Origin of the sequence: Limnospira sp. PMC 1279.21 (genome assembly GCF_032349615.1) — a bacterium.
GTDB lineage: Bacteria > Cyanobacteriota > Cyanobacteriia > Cyanobacteriales > Microcoleaceae > Limnospira > Limnospira fusiformis.
In genome coordinates this window covers 1-15,204 of record NZ_JARPLU010000126.1, presented here as the reverse complement: position 1 = coordinate 15,204, position 15,204 = coordinate 1, and the positions used below count along the sequence as shown (strand labels likewise).

16 protein-coding genes and 1 pseudogene are annotated in these 15,204 nt (G+C 44.7%); 2 read left to right on the top strand and 15 right to left on the bottom strand.

Annotated features, from left to right (window positions below):
• Window positions 1–225 precede the first annotated feature (225 nt).
• The 6 genes from P5683_RS17485 to P5683_RS17460 all read right to left on the bottom strand — a co-directional run bounded on the left by P5683_RS17485 (window position 226) and on the right by P5683_RS17460 (window position 2,080).
• Window positions 226–435: a hypothetical protein gene (locus tag P5683_RS17485; protein ID WP_315641943.1), complete on the bottom strand. Its 210-nt coding sequence runs from the start codon at window positions 433–435 to the stop codon at window positions 226–228.
• 18 nt (window positions 436–453) lie between these two features.
• Window positions 454–792 (bottom strand): type II toxin-antitoxin system PemK/MazF family toxin, encoded by a 339-nt coding sequence (locus P5683_RS17480; RefSeq protein ID WP_046320580.1) that lies wholly within the window; start codon window positions 790–792, stop codon window positions 454–456.
• Entirely contained in the window at window positions 779–1,006 is a 228-nt protein-coding gene (locus tag P5683_RS17475; protein ID WP_006620406.1) for a hypothetical protein, read from the bottom strand. The genes P5683_RS17480 and P5683_RS17475 overlap by 14 nt, the downstream gene beginning before the upstream one ends.
• Before the next feature lie 327 nt (window positions 1,007–1,333).
• Window positions 1,334–1,567, bottom strand: a complete 234-nt coding sequence (locus P5683_RS17470) for an HNH endonuclease (protein ID WP_008053136.1) — start codon at window positions 1,565–1,567, stop codon at window positions 1,334–1,336.
• A gap of 1 nt (window position 1,568) precedes the next feature.
• Entirely contained in the window at window positions 1,569–1,748 is a 180-nt protein-coding gene (locus tag P5683_RS17465) for a hypothetical protein (protein ID WP_008053134.1), read from the bottom strand.
• 8 nt (window positions 1,749–1,756) lie between these two features.
• Window positions 1,757–2,080 carry a hypothetical protein gene (locus P5683_RS17460; RefSeq protein ID WP_008053133.1) on the bottom strand — a complete coding sequence of 108 codons (324 nt, stop codon included), beginning with the start codon at window positions 2,078–2,080 and terminating at the stop codon, window positions 1,757–1,759.
• Window positions 2,081–2,318: 238 nt separating this feature from the next.
• On the opposite strand from P5683_RS17460, the gene P5683_RS17455 reads away from it, so the two are divergent.
• On the top strand, window positions 2,319–3,641 hold the full coding sequence (locus tag P5683_RS17455; RefSeq protein ID WP_046320586.1) for an NB-ARC domain-containing protein: 1,323 nt from the start codon (window positions 2,319–2,321) through the stop codon (window positions 3,639–3,641).
• Window positions 3,642–3,920: 279 nt separating this feature from the next.
• On the opposite strand, the gene minE is transcribed toward P5683_RS17455, so the two are convergent.
• The 7 genes from minE to P5683_RS17420 all read right to left on the bottom strand — a co-directional run bounded on the left by minE (window position 3,921) and on the right by P5683_RS17420 (window position 12,375).
• Window positions 3,921–4,205 (bottom strand): cell division topological specificity factor MinE, encoded by a 285-nt coding sequence (gene minE / locus P5683_RS17450; protein WP_006670759.1) that lies wholly within the window; start codon window positions 4,203–4,205, stop codon window positions 3,921–3,923.
• A 148-nt stretch (window positions 4,206–4,353) separates the two neighbouring features.
• On the bottom strand, window positions 4,354–5,160 hold the full coding sequence (gene minD / locus P5683_RS17445) for a septum site-determining protein MinD (RefSeq protein ID WP_006670760.1): 807 nt from the start codon (window positions 5,158–5,160) through the stop codon (window positions 4,354–4,356).
• A gap of 107 nt (window positions 5,161–5,267) precedes the next feature.
• Window positions 5,268–6,125, bottom strand: a complete 858-nt coding sequence (minC, locus tag P5683_RS17440; RefSeq protein WP_006620399.1) for a septum site-determining protein MinC — start codon at window positions 6,123–6,125, stop codon at window positions 5,268–5,270.
• A gap of 288 nt (window positions 6,126–6,413) precedes the next feature.
• Window positions 6,414–8,141, bottom strand: a complete 1,728-nt coding sequence (locus P5683_RS17435; protein WP_006620398.1) for a succinate dehydrogenase/fumarate reductase flavoprotein subunit — start codon at window positions 8,139–8,141, stop codon at window positions 6,414–6,416.
• Between the two features lie 108 nt (window positions 8,142–8,249).
• Window positions 8,250–8,561: a hypothetical protein gene (locus tag P5683_RS17430; protein ID WP_006620397.1), complete on the bottom strand. Its 312-nt coding sequence runs from the start codon at window positions 8,559–8,561 to the stop codon at window positions 8,250–8,252.
• A 144-nt stretch (window positions 8,562–8,705) separates the two neighbouring features.
• On the bottom strand, window positions 8,706–11,009 hold the full coding sequence (gene pbpC / locus P5683_RS17425; protein WP_187757978.1) for a penicillin-binding protein 1C: 2,304 nt from the start codon (window positions 11,007–11,009) through the stop codon (window positions 8,706–8,708).
• Window positions 11,010–11,343: 334 nt separating this feature from the next.
• Entirely contained in the window at window positions 11,344–12,375 is a 1,032-nt protein-coding gene (locus P5683_RS17420; RefSeq protein WP_315640651.1) for an adenosine deaminase, read from the bottom strand.
• A gap of 158 nt (window positions 12,376–12,533) precedes the next feature.
• Here P5683_RS17420 and P5683_RS17415 point away from each other — a divergent pair, with 158 nt between their 5' ends.
• Window positions 12,534–13,850, top strand: coding sequence for a four-carbon acid sugar kinase family protein (locus P5683_RS17415; RefSeq protein ID WP_006620393.1), 1,317 nt, complete (start codon window positions 12,534–12,536; stop codon window positions 13,848–13,850).
• 8 nt (window positions 13,851–13,858) lie between these two features.
• On the opposite strand, the gene P5683_RS17410 is transcribed toward P5683_RS17415, so the two are convergent.
• Together P5683_RS17410 and P5683_RS17405 are read right to left on the bottom strand one after the other, a co-directional pair.
• Window positions 13,859–14,623 (bottom strand): response regulator transcription factor, encoded by a 765-nt coding sequence (locus P5683_RS17410; protein ID WP_006620392.1) that lies wholly within the window; start codon window positions 14,621–14,623, stop codon window positions 13,859–13,861.
• A gap of 234 nt (window positions 14,624–14,857) precedes the next feature.
• Window positions 14,858–15,133, bottom strand: a pseudogene (locus P5683_RS17405) (IS1 family transposase); the annotation flags it as partial.
• Between the last annotated feature and the right edge of the window lie 71 nt (window positions 15,134–15,204).

The following is a 15,204-nucleotide window of genomic DNA, read 5'->3' as shown; positions in this document are numbered from 1 at the left end:
TAATTTAGCAATCCGCCGTAACGCACCAATATTTAGCCAAAAAGTGAGTTTCTTTATTGTAGCGTTAGGCGGCGACCAACTTGAGATTGTTACGAAAATTTAGCAATCCGCCGTAACGCACCAATATTTAGCCAAAAAGGTGCGTTACGTTGGCAATAGAGATGGTTAATTGGAGGCAGAAATTTACCCCCAACTAACGCTACCAAAGACTCAATGGACACTTATTTAACTATTTTGTAATGGCAAGCGATCGCCGTTTTGGGGTTGGTAGAGGGCTTCAGAAACCGGGTAATTTACGACCATCGAAAGCCACCCAACCAAAATACTCATAGAAACCCGGTTTTTTTGCTTAGTTGCTTGAGGCGCGATTCCGCGCAGCGTATCCAGAGACGGGAATCGCGCTTTTTTAACCACAAATAAAGGTGAATGAATCAATGGCGATCGTGAGGAAATTTAATCTAGCTTTAAGTGGAGTTTGAGGGCAGTCTCTACTATTTGCATAACTTCCTGACTCAAAAAACCCACGGCATCCCCACCGATCCTTTGTTTAGAAATAGTTCGCACCTGCTGCGCTTGCACCTTGGAAGGCTTGGATAAACCGCTATCCTCTGGATTGATTAACACTTCAAAAGGGTAAACGCGAGTCACATTAGAGGTAATGGGTAGAATTGTCACTGTATCCGCTGCGCGGTTATTTGCATCGTTACTTACTATAAGCACGGGGCGGCGTTTATCCATTTCCGATCCAACCGCCGGACTGAGATTAGCATAGTAAATTTCACCACGTTTCATCGGTTAATCCATCGGCAATTGTAATATCCCAAGCGGAATCAATTTCACTAGATGCTTCTCTGTAAGCGGATTCTAGTTCTTGATTTCTCAATAATTCTAAAGCTAATTGAATCACTTGGTCAGGGGATTGACATCCTTTGGCGGTTTTATAGTTCTCAATAAATTGTACTAGGGATGTTGGTAAGGAAATTGAGATTTCTTTAGCGGGCGACATCTTAGTTATCGATTGTTATAGATATGATTATTTGATTATAGCATCAGCGGTAAACTTAATTCAGAAACCGGGTAATTGACACCAAATCTCTGTCACCCAACCAAAATGCTCACAGAAACCCGGTTTCTTTATTGTAGGGTGCGTTAGGCGGCGACCAACTTGAGATTTTTACGAAAATTTACCAATCCGCCGTAACGCACCAATATTTAGCAACAAAGGTGCGTTAAAGTGAATCTATAAATTACCGATTATATCCATAAATTTTTATCCGCATAACGCACACTATCACGTTCAATTAAACTACTACACAAAAATTTGACGTTTTAATTAAAATCGCCAAATATCTACTTTTATTTCACCATTGTGATAAGCTCTGTGACAGTCTGGGCAAAGCGTCATCATATTTGTTAAATCCGCTGGCCCACCATCACTGTAAGCAATAACATGATGTCCATGTGCGATTTCTCCTATTTTACCGCAAATTTCACATTCGTTCCCATCCCTCTGCTTAACTAATTTTTGTGCTTTTTGGTGTTCTTTTGGTCGCTTTTGACTTGCCACATTAATCACCTTTTATTTTCTTTTTAGAGGAACCTTCAAACACTTCTGGACTTGCCCCTAGAATAGAAATATCACTATTGGGAGCTTCGGACTTGACTGCTTTAACTACCTGATGAGCGACATCCGCGTAGTTATCATCATTCAACCCGTTGACGGTAATTTTAAGAGACTTCTTACCCACTATTTACCTCATTCACCCGTATACGTTATAGACAAAATTTCCTCTCCACTATTAGGATCGATAGCCGAGGCTTCAACTTCACCATCTCCAGAAGTGATAGTAATCGCTGGTTTTTTAGACAATCTAGGCTGTCCACCCTCATCAAGAAAGACGACGTAAATTAAAACTTCCTCGTTTTTTTGGCGCACCACTATATGGATTTGATCGCCAATGTATGAGACATTCAAAACTTGATCGCCTTCTTTAAGGATTTTTATGGTTAGGCTCTGCTTGCTATTGTAGAGCCTAAAAGGTGCAGGTTGCTCTGTGTGCTTCTCTAGAGCTTGCTCCATGTAGTTAACCTTAATAAATCGATAACAGTTGATTTATATTGATCATAGCAACGACTTGTTATGACTGGGTTTGGAAAAAATATAATTTTGTTGGCAATTTTGTTGGCAACTCCAACTCCACCTCGTCAAAAATGTGGTAAAATGCAATAATTTGTGGTAAAATGCTGGTAAATGTTGGCTATAATATGGAAAATCACAAAATCTACCCGACTCCATGAATGTTGATGAAGTGCTAAAAATGGCTGACGCTCTGGTGTTTGCTAAGACTGGGCAACACCTTGATGACTTGCAACAGGCGATCGCACGGGGAACTCTGCAAGGCAAGAAATACAGCGAAATTGCCCAGGAAAAGCACTGTAACGAGAGTTATGTTCGGGATGTTGGAGCGAAATTATGGCAGACTCTTTCAGAGGAGTTGGGAGAAGAGGTTAAGAAATCCAATTTTCGCTCGACCATACAGAGGTGGCAAATTGATCATGTGACAAATTTTGCACAGGACGTTGTAGCCATTAGTAGTTTTAACACTTGTGGACAAGCCAGACAACCACCAGATATACCCAACCAAAACCCGGAAAATCAAGTAACATCTAACCCCCAACAAAGCCCAACTTTCCATCACGATTTAAGTGAAATGCCTAAGTTAGGTAACTTCTATAATCGTACTGCTGAACTGGAACTCCTCAAAACATTAATCCTCACAGAAAAAGCACAAATTTTAACTATTACTGGCATGATAGGGATGGGAAAAACCGCCCTGGGTATCAAACTGGTAGAAGAAATTAAACATGAATTTGAATATGTGATTTGGCGTAGTCTGGAAACTTGCCCCACTGTCGCCCAATTGCAAAATAATTTAACCGAAATTTTTGCCGAGGGGGATAATCAAACTTCACGGCTACCCCTGATGAAATATTTACAAAATCATCGCTGTTTAATTATTTTAGATGATATCAATTACCTATTTAGGCGGGGTGAATTGGCTGGTCACTATCAACCAAAATCTGAGGATTATCGCAGTTTATTTAAACAAATTAAAGAGCGATCGCATCAAAGTTGTTTTATCCTGATGGGTTGGGAATACCCGCGAGAAATTGCTCAAATTAAACACCCAAATACCCATAACTTAATCTTGAGGGGGTTAGACACTGCATCCGCTCACCAAATTATCGCCCAACAAGGATTAGAACCCGAAGCAAATGGCTCCCGATTTATTGACTATTATCAAGGCAACCCGTTATGGTTAAAAACTGTGGCGAATTTTATGGTTGAATTAGGCTTAACCGTGAGTGAAGTGTTAGCAAATCAGCCTTTTTTATTGCCTCAAGATTTGCAAGATATTTTACAGGAACCGTTGGCTTACCTATCGGAACCAGAAAAGCAACTTTTATCGCTTTTAGCTAAAGAAGATGAGGCGATCGCCCTAGTCAAACTCTTAGAAATTGCCCCGATGCCATCTGCAGATTTACTCAATACCCTACAATCTCTTAGCCGTCGTTGTTGGCTGGAAAAAACCGATCGCCTTTATCGGATGTCACCTGTATTGAGACAGTACCTAGGATGAGGCGATCGCACCTTGCTCAACCTGATTTATTCATAGTAACGCATTTTTATACTTTTCACTATCTTGTTGATAAGAGGTAAGATAACCCCCCCCACAAGCCGACTCCCAGAAACCGAGTTTCTCAAAGAAACTCCGTTTCATAATAGGCTAGATGTCTAATGTTGGCAGATAATATACCACTTTTTCCTTAATCTGCTGCACGCGCCGCCGGTTGACTAAAGCCTCCCACTCCGGGTCGGTTTGACAACACAAAAAAGCAGTTCTCCTGGGAGTGCCAGTTTAGGAGTCCGGCGCGACGGTTTTTCTCACTCGTCTGATCGGAAGGTTAGCTATCAAAATAGTCGATCTTTGGTCGCTTTCTAACCCAAATTCTGAGTCATCTGTATCAATTTCCACATACCTAGATACCACCTCCAAAATCTCCCGCCGCATAGCTTCTACAACTTCGGGAGATAAATCAGCGCGATCGTGGGCGAGAACTAATTTTAACCGTTGTTTGACCGCATCACGACTGTTAGGCCTCTTGCGGTTCAAAAATTTGTCGATAAATTCATTAATTTTCATTGCTGTTGCTACATTATCGAACAGTGGATCAAAACCTACACCTGGGCGATAAATACCTCGATGATCCAATACTCCGCACGTCCCTAGTCACCTCTTGAGAAAGCCCCCAGACCCCTACCGCCCCGGCGATGAGTTATTCAAAGGGTTACTACATAATCTTAGACGACAACAGCCTACGCAGTCGCGCAAAAAAACCAGGAGGCGCTGGGTCTAACTCCATAAACGGCACTTTTTCCCCCTCTAGGCGGCGGGCAATATTATTAAAGGCTGTCACCGCCGGAGAAATAGTTTCCGTTAATACCAAAGGTTCACCCTTGTTAGTCGAAACAATTACCTGTTCATCATCGGGAACTACGCCCACCAGTGGAATGGCTAGAATTTCCTCGACATCCTGAACCGACATCATATCATTAGCTTTTACCATCCCCGGTTTAATCCGGTTGATCAGCAGCCGTATCCGCTTGATACCATTCGCCTCCAATAAGCCAATCACACGATCGCCATCTCGCACGGCTGATATTTCCGGTGTCGTTACCACAATAGCCTCACTCGCCGCGGCGATCGCATTTTGGAAACCTTGTTCAATACCCGCCGGACAGTCAATCAAAATATACTCATATTTCGGACTCAACTGGCTGATCAACTCCTTCATTTGTTCCGGCGTTACCGCATCCTTCATCCGATTTTGAGCCGCTGGTAACAATACTAACCGGGGTTGGCGCTTGTCTTTCACTAAAGCCTGTTCCAGACGACACTCCCCTGATAGGACTTCCACCGCCGTATATACAATGCGGTTTTCCAGTCCCAGCAGCAAGTCTAAATTTCTCAAACCAAAGTCAGCATCAATCACCACAACTGAGTGTCCTCGTTGGGCGAGAGCCATGCCAAGATTGGCTGTAGAGGTAGTTTTTCCGACTCCTCCCTTTCCAGAGGTTACAACTATAATGCGACTCATGGGGGTTCTTAGTTGGTTAACAGTTATTAATATTAACGATCGCTACATGGGCAATAAATGCGATCGGATGATAGCAGATTCCCTAGCCATATCCAACAGCAATAGTATTACAGGCTGTCATCACTAGGGGCTTTGCTGATTTGCCAGAGTTTCACTCGCCCCATTTCCGTAGCCCGGCTAATACGGATGCCTTTCGCCGTCATATAAGCTACTTCCGGGTAAAATTCCTCCGGCGGGTTTTCTGGACCCCGCGCCACCTGATCCCCTATGCGGATCAGCATCGGTTCCATTTGCAAGGCCATAATCATGGTTTGCAGGTTTCCGTTAGCCCCAGCATGGACGGTTCCCCGCAAACGACCCCAAATGATTATATCCCCATTAGCAACTATGGAACTACCTGGGTTAACATCTCCCAAAACTACCACCGTCCCCGGATGACGTATTTCTACCCCCGATCGCAAAGTCATCTTTAAGTATAGGGGTTCAGCCTCTACGGTAGTCCTTTCCCTTTCCTTTTGGTTTAAATGGTCGCGATCCGATTCGCGATCGACTGAATATCCCGCCGTCGCCGCCGCTACCGCTGTTTGCGCCCTACCTGTTCTTACCCGCTTTAGCTCTAATTTCGCCGATGTCAGGATATCTCTAATATCCTGCAATTGACGACTATCTAACAGCCTATTTGGGCTGACCAGATGCACTTCTAGCCCCTCTTCCCAGCTATGTTCCTCCCCTGTGATCCGATGTTTCATCACCTGCAACAAATCCCCCCAACTACTACTGTTGGAGTTCTCAGAGCGATCGCCTTCCTCTGGTAAAATCAGCAGTAAATTCTCACCCTCCCGTTTAAACCGGATTTGGGAATTACCATCACTCTGCCCAAATCCCTTTGCCGTTTCTTCGGCGGTTTCTTCGGCGGTTTCTTCGGCGGTTTCTTCGGCGGTTTCTTCTAAGTTTTCTTCAGACATAATAATTGGTTAAGCACATTCTTCACCGGGAACTGTTTACCCGAAATCATCACCAATCACTCACTTTCCACTATCCCATCCCAAATGTCAAGATTTCAGAAACCCGGTTTCTGGGAAGTCAGCTTGTGTTCACAGTGGCGGGTGTATTAATCTTTTCCGTGGGAGGCGAGGTATACCGGAACCCCGTAGGCGATCGCCTTTCCCTGACCGATATCTTGAATTATCAATTAAATTTTCTCCCCTGTAAAAGTCTTCTTTGGTCACAGGGGAGATGATAATTTGAGTGATTTAATACTTGCGTTCCTGGGGTTCAAACATAGTAATAGCCACAGGACGATAAGCCAAATCAATGCCAGCCTGGGAATAGTAAGCAAGAGTATGCTTGAGGAAATTCTGGTCATCGCGGGTAGTATAATCCTCGCGACTGTGAGCGCCCCGACTCTCGCGACGGTTGAGGGCAGAAGTCAAAATCATCTCACCCACAATCATAATATTCCGTAATTCCAAGGCTTCAATAACTTCTGTATTCCACAATTTACCCCGGTCATCCAAATAAATATTTTGGTAACGTTCACGGCATATCTGAAGCTGATTTAAGCCCTCCTGCATGACATCTTCAGTGCGAAAAACTCCACAATGCAAAGTCATAGCATCCTGAAATTCTTGTCGAAGTTGACCAATGCGACAGTCCCCGGACTTATCCAGTAATTCCTGTACCTGATTTTTAGCTTCTTGGAGGTAGTGCGACTCGTTGACATTTGGCAATTTACGGTTTTGTACAAATTGTGCGATCGCCGCCCCCGTCCGCTTCCCATAAACCACACACTCCAACAGAGAATTACTACCCAAACGGTTAGCCCCATGGACAGACACACAAGCCGCCTCACCCGCAGCAAATAACCCATCTACCAAACTATCAGCACTAGCGAGAACCCGACCATCAGTATTAGTGGGAATACCCCCCATAGAATAGTGAACCGTAGGACGCACAGGCATAGGTTCAACCACCGCATCAACCCCCACCAAACGATGGGCTTCTTCCCAACAGAAAGGAATGCGACTCATAATTTTTTCCCGCCCCATGTGTCGCAAGTCCAGATACACAAACGGGCCGCCCGCAGTGCCATCACGATTAATACCCCGTCCGGCACGAATTTCTAACGTAATTGCCCTAGAAGTAATATCACGGGGGGCTAACTCCATTTTACCGGGGGCGTAATTTTTCATAAAGCGATCGCCCTCACTATTAATCAAATAAGCCCCTTCACCGCGTACCGCCTCAGAAATTAACACACCCACCGGATAAAGGCCTGTCGGGTGAAACTGGACAAACTCCATATCCTGTAACGGTATCCCCGCCAAAGCCGACATAGCCAAGCCATCCCCCGTAGAGGCAAAATCATTAGAAGTAGTGTTAAAAGCCCGACCATAGCCACCCGTAGCGAACATCACCGCTTTAGCCCTAGCCACTTGGATAGTACCATCGAGGATATTATACATCACCACACCTTTCGCTTCCCCTTCTTCCAGAATCAGGCGCATTACATACCACTCATCATAGATATGCACACCGTAGCGACGCAGGTTATTAACTAACTCGTGGAGGATAGCGTGTCCAGTTTTATCAGCCGCGTAGCAAGTGCGGCGGTGGGTATGACCTCCAAAAGCCCGTTGGGCGATACGACCGTCCGGGAGGCGCGAAAACAAAACCCCCATGTGTTCCAGGTCAATAATTACATCTGGGGCCTCTTTCGCCAGAATTTCCACAGCGTCTTGGTCTGCTAGGTAGTCTGACCCTTTCACCGTATCAAAGGCGTGGGCTTCCCAGGTATCTTCAGGGTCAACATTATTGAGAGTCGCCGCGATACCTCCTTGGGCTGCTACAGAGTGAGACCTAATGGGGTGCGTTTTAGCTATAACAGCAATATTTAGGCTGGGGTCAGTCCGGGCTATCTCAACGGCCGCGCGACTTCCCGCTAAACCACCACCAACGATAATTACATCATGTTCTAGCATAGTTCTCTAGTTTGTTCGATATTTGCACATATTCCATAGTTAAACAAAAAAAAACCTCCCTGCCAAAAGGCAAGGAAGTCTTTAGGGTTGACTGACTGCTATGGTGTCTTAACTGGTAGCTTGCGCTGGCTGTTCAGATCCCTTAATTTCCTGATCTGTTGCTGTTTCTGAGTTGATGTCTGTGGGCATGACTTCGATATGGTTTAACAAGGTGGTAACGAAGGCAAACAGCAGAAACGGCAGCGATAGCACTACAATCAGTCCTAGCATGGTGAGGGCAAAAATTTGCTGAGAACTACTCCACAAGGCTAGGGAGGAGGCTAGGGCGATGAAAATGACGATCAGCCAAATCATGATTTGACCGTAAATGTCGCCATAGGTAAGGGTACAGTTGATCCGGTATTTCTTTAACTTTTCCATCTCAGTTAATCTCGTGACTTATAAAATTCTAGGCTAAGGCTAAGATGAGGTTTTGGAACATTTCTCAATATTTTCACAAAAGTTGTAATTAAACTTTACATTCCCTCGGCTGGCTTCGGTTTGGGGTCTGTCCCGCAGCCCCTGTCAATCTTCACCTATGGAAAAACCCCGCCGATACGGTTTGACTTCGGCTTCCCTCACTTGAAAATTAATGCGATCGCTCATATTTTCACGGGTGACTACTTTCAGGGTAAAATCTCCGATTTCTGGCTGCCAAAATATTGATTTGCTGGTGGTTGTGGCTATCTTATTATCATTAATAAACCATTGGATTTCTTGATTGTCAACTCCCGCAACTTTCAACTCTAGGGGCGAATCATGACCCGCAGTGACCAGGAAATAATCATTATTTTGAGGTAAAACAATCCTCAGTTTTCCTGAACTTAAATGAGGCGATTCCTGTTGCGATAACCACTCATTATATGCGGCGGGTAACTCCCCCGTCACAGACAGGTTATCATAATCCTTAATATCCTCTGGATAGAAATATTCTAACACAATCCCTGAGCCACAATCATCAGTGGGTTTCCATCCCGTATGGCTACAAATCGGCAATTCAAATAATCCCTCTGGCGGCGGGAAATTATCCGGTTTTTTGTTTCTATGAAGATACATCATAATCTGATTCCATAACGGCGCAGCCCCCATGACACCCGAAATATTTTGCATCGGCTGAGAGTCGAAATTTCCCACCCAAGTTGCGACGGTGTAATCAGTAGTAAATCCCACCGTCCAAGTATCTCGATAATCAGAAGAAGTCCCTGTTTTTACGGCTACCGGAAAGGGTAAATTTAACACGGAATCAACTCCAAAGGCTGTAGCCCTAGCATGGGAGTCCGCCAGCATATTTACAATTAATTCCCAACTGGTGGCTGTGTCTATTTGCATACATTTCTGTTTACACGGGGGCGCAATTTCTGGTATAATTGTAGTCACCAGTGGCGTGAACTTTCCCCGGTTCGCAAAAGTTAAATAAGCCTGGGCTAATTCCCAAAGACTCACCTCGCCACTACCTAAACTTAACCCAAGTCCATAATGTTCCGGTTCTCGGTCAAGGTGGGTAAAACCTAGTTGATGTAAACGTGATAAAAACTCACCTACACCGACTTTTTCTAAAACTCGCACAGCCGGAATATTTAAGGAATTACCTAACGCAATTCGTACCCGCACAGGTCCTAAAAAGGTTTCACTATAATCAACGGGTGCATACAGTTTAGCACCGGGAATAGGGTAATATGTGGGTACGTCTGGGAGTATGGTATTCGGTCGGATAATTCCTTGGGCGATCGCTAATTGATATAAAAATGGTTTCAGGGTTGAACCCGGCTGTCGCCAGGCTTGCACTCCATCATTTGAACCTAAATTTTGCCAGTTAAAATAATCAGGAGAACCTACATACGCTAAAACTTCCCCCGTATGATTATTAATCACTATAGCCGCCCCATGATTAACATTTTGACCCCCTAAAGCCGTCACGACATGACGGACTTGGGTTTCTACAAATTGCTGGAGAGTCCGGTCTAAGGTGGTCTGTATTTTGGGGCTGGTAATTTCTGCCTTTGACAGTTGACTAGCTACCCAAAATAAAAAATGAGGCGCGGCGATAATACCCTGTTCGCGAGGTGCAATTCTCAGAGTTTCTCGATAGGCGCGATCGCTTTTTTCTGGGGTTATATACCCATCTTCTACCATGCGATCTAAAACATATTTTTGCCGCTGTTTCAGTCCCTCCCAATTGAAATAAGGATTTAGATCCGTTGGGTCGTTGGGAAGTCCCGCTAATACACTCGCTTGCGATAAACTTAGGTCAGAAGCACCTATACCAAAATAAGTCCGCGCCGCCGCTTCCACACCATACAGGTTACCACCCATAGGAATACGGTTAATATAAGCTGCTAGAATTTCGTCTCGGTTCATTCCAGCAAATAGTCGCCAAGATAACCAAATTTCTCTGATTTTGTGCGGGAGAGTATTGGGTGAGGGTTCTAACATTCGCGCTAGTTGCATGGTAATAGTAGACGCGCCACTAACTATCTCTCTGGCTTGTATGGCTTCCATGACCGCCCTCACGATCGCTATTATATCTACAGCACCATGTTGATAATATCGCTTATCTTCTGCTGCAATAATGGCTTGGATAAAATACGGGGAAACTTCCTTTAAGGGGACTACAGCCGTATGACTTTGGTCTTGGCTGAGAATTGTTCCTAATGCTAAACCTTGGCGATCGCTAAATTCCATCGATACCGAATTTTGACGGATATCTTTCGCCCTAATTGGTATTGAATAAGGAATGCTTCTAATTAACACCACTAGCAGCAACATCACTGCTACAACTTTCACACACCTACTACGCCGCAGAATAACCACATCTGGCCATTTTAACATTCTCTTTGTCCCCTTCCTTCAACAACTCTATTTATCCATATTCATTCATGCGATCGCCTAATCTTCACCCCGTGTTGATTTATTATTCAATTTTTAAAAAATTGTTCCGACAAATTAGCGCCAACAGGTTGACAAGCACCCAGAACTAATGATATTATCTTGACATACTTTTAAATAATCGACTTTTGGCTTAAATAAAAATTTAACAAATATTCCCATTATTTAAAATGATAGCACAAACTTCACCAAAAAACCACCGCCCCCTCCAGAAAAAATTGTTCGCAACATTTCTTAACTTTTCGTTACAAAAGTTAACATAACCTTCTATAGATAATTAACAGGGGAACCCGCCGCCACAATTACCACAATTATATAGATTATTATCGATGTCGGCTAAATACTTATCTTTTTCGGCTTGACTGAGAAAGGAAGCGATAAAAGAATTTTTCGCCAACTGTATCAGTTGAGAATTAGTGAAATGCAAAGCATCTTGAACAGCGAGATAATTTTCGTTAATATATCCCCCGAAGTAAGCGGGGTCGTCCGAATTAATAGTAACACATAAACCCAACTCAAGCAATTTTTTAATATTATGGAATTTTATGTCAGGAAAGACCCTCAAATTAACATTAGACAAAGGGCAGACAGTTAAGGGGATTTGTTGCTGTACCAAATAAGCAACCAATTCCGGGTCTTCTGTACAGCGGACACCGTGATCAATCCGGGATACCTGTAAGAGATTAATGGCTTCCCAAATATAATCAGCGCCGGCTTCTTCTCCCCCATGGGCGACAGTTAAAAACCCCTCAGATTTGGCTTTATCAAATACCTGTTTAAATTTACTAGGAGGATTGTGCAATTCCGCCGAATCTAAACCGACAGCCATAATGCCATCTTGATAAGGTAAGGCTTGTTCAAGGGTATTCATGGCAGCTTCTGCGCTTAAATCTCGGAGGAAACAAAGAATCAAGTGGGAGGAGATATTTAGATAGGTTTTGGCATCTTGTAGGGCGGAGTGTATCCCCTGGTAGACAACGGAGAAATCAATACCGCGATCGCTATGAGTTTGGGGGTCAAAAAAGATTTCCGTGTGGCGGACATTCTGCTGAACGCATTTTTGTAAATAAGCCCAGGTTAAATCATAAAAATCCTGGTCAGTGCGGAGAACATTAGCGCCCTGATAATATAAATCCAGAAAGGATTGTAAATTGGAGAAATGATAGGATTGTTGCACATCCGCCACTGACGCGAAAGATAAAGATAGATGGTTTCTTTGAGCGAGGTAAAACATCATCTGTGGTTCTAAAGTCCCTTCGATGTGAAGATGTAGTTCGGCTTTGGGAAGACTATAAATCAACTGATTCATCTGGCGATCATCCTACAACCTGTTGACTGTCAATGATAACTGGAAAGCCATTAACAAATTTGTATGGGCTGTAGATTCAAGTTACCATTAATGGTAAGGTGGTCAGAGAGTCCTACGGTCTGACTCAATCTTTCTCTTGTTACTTCCACACTAAAGCAATGGCACCTAAAATTATAGTTCTGGATGATGACCCCACCGGTTCCCAAACGGTTCATAGTTGTCTGTTATTGACACAATGGGACGTAGAAACCTTACGGCTGGGACTTAGTGACCAGTCTCCGATATTCTTTATCTTAACTAATACCAGAGCATTAACCCCAGAAGCAGCAGCCACAGTTACACGAGAAGTTACCCATAATCTGAAAATAGCGATCGCCGCCGAGTCTATCGAAGACTTTTTAGTGGTGAGTCGGTCTGACTCCACCCTACGGGGTCACTACCCCATAGAAACCGATGTGATCGCCGAAGAATTAGGCCCCTTTGACGCTCATTTTTTAGTTCCCGCTTTCTTTGAAGGGGGACGGATAACCAGAGGGGGAACCCACTACCTGAAAATAGACGGCGTTGATACCCCTGTACACCAAACGGAATTTGCTCGCGATTCAGTATTCAGCTACCATTATTCCTACCTACCCGATTATGTAGAGGAAAAGACCCAAGGACGCATTAAAGCCGAAGCTGTGCAACTTTTCACATTGGGGGACATTCGCAACGGGACCCTAGACCGACTGATGCAACTCAGTGATAACCAATGTGTGGGAGTTGACGGGGAAACCCAAAGCGACCTAGACCAATTCGCCTCGGATATCCTAGCCGCCGCCAGTAAGGGAAAACGTTTCTTATTCCGCAGCGCGGCGAGTATCCTCACCTCCCTAGCCTCCCTGGGTCCCCAACCATTACCACCGGAGTCTATGGGGAAATATACCCGAAATAATCAACCGGGAGTGGTGTTGATGGGTTCCCATGTGAAAAAATCTACCCAACAGCTTGAACAGTTATTGAAAGAACCAGATATCGTGGGGGTTGAGGTAGATGTGTCTCACCTGTTAGATGATAGTCCCTCTCTACGTCAAGAGTTACTCAGCCAAATTAGCGATCGCATTGCTCAAATCCATAAACCGGGTCAAACCCCTGTAGTGTACACCTCTCGCCAAGAAATCACCTTTGACAATACTCAAGTCCGGTTAGAATTTGGGGTGGCGGTTTCAGATTTGTTAATGGATATTGTCCGGGGTTTACCAAAAGATATTGGATTTTTGATTAGCAAGGGAGGCATCACCTCCAATGATGTCCTTAGTAAAGGTCTAAGCCTCCCCACCGCGCGACTCTTGGGACAGGTTATGGCTGGTTGTTCAATGGTTAAAACCCCCGCATCACATACCCAATTCCCTAATCTTCCCGTTGTCCTGTTTCCAGGTAATGTGGGTGATGCTAACGGGTTAGTCACTGTCTATCAACGACTCAAAAACCATTGATTGAGGTGCTACACCTGATCAGATACATCAGATAGATCAGTCTCTCCCACCTCTGATGAGTTTTTGCCGTTACCTGCTGGAAGTTCCAAACAGTAACCAGCACCATAAACGGTTTTGATGTAGCGAGGATGACGTGGATCGGGTTCCATTTTGGTGCGTAAATGGCGAATATGAACCCGGATAGTTTCGATATCATCGTCCGGGTCATAGCCCCAAACTTCCTTGAGAATTTCACTGGGGGCTACGGTTTGACCGTGACGTTGTAGCAAACAGTGCAGTAACTCAAATTCTAGGTGAGTTAGTTTGACTGTCTGATCAAACCAGATCGCCTCGAACCTTTCGGGAACTAGGGTAAGAACTCCATAACTGAGGATCTCGCTGTGTTTAGCCGCTTGCGGAATGCGATCGGTGCGTCGCAATAGCGCGCGGACACGAGCCAGCATTTCTTCGAGTTCAAAGGGTTTAGTTAAATAATCATCAGCCCCTGCGTTAAAGCCTTCGACTTTATCTTGGGTTTGTCCCAAGGCTGTCAACATCAAAACCGGGATATCTCCGGTGCGTTCATCTCGGCGTAGACGCTGACAGACGGTGAACCCATCGACTTTGGGCAGCATTAGGTCTAAAATAATCAGGTCGGGCAGTAGTTGCAGCGCTAGTGCTTGTCCTACTATACCATCAGGGGCTAGGGTGACTTCATAACCAGCCATCTCTAGGTTAATCGCCACCAGCTCTGCGATCGCGGGATCATCATCAATCACTAAAATTCGGGGCATTGTCCAAAACTCTGTCTAAAGGTTTTCAGCTTTAACCGCCTATAGGGACTAATCCTTCCCTTCCAGGGAGGCTATGCGAACAGCAAAACTGCCTATATATTCTACCATATATGGGTATTTCACACCTCCCGCTTGAGTTTGATTGACTAGGGCCAGCCCTAAACACTATAAATGCTAAAAAACGTACAGAAATTTGATGTGAACTGCTAGTTTATTATTGATGGTACTGGTCACTTAAGGTGGCAAGTCTCGAAAGCTCCTCAGAGAAAGCATTGGGCCAACACTCACCGCTCGTGAGGCGAAACCGAGCGCCATGGCAGGAGTCTCCCAACTCGACCATCGCGGTCTAACCAAATTATGGATTAAACGCTGTACCGAGAGTGCTCGATCGAGTCCTGATGGCGTTTTGGCGTAGAGATTTTGTCGGCGCCGAAAGGCACTACAACGACGACGTCAGGCAGCATTGTGTGCTTCACAGTGGTTGCCATGGACTTCGCTCTCGGCACTGATATAGCACTAGTCAATGCGGTTAGGACGCAGCCTTGAGAACGGAATCCATGGCATCATGGAGAGAATCAAAC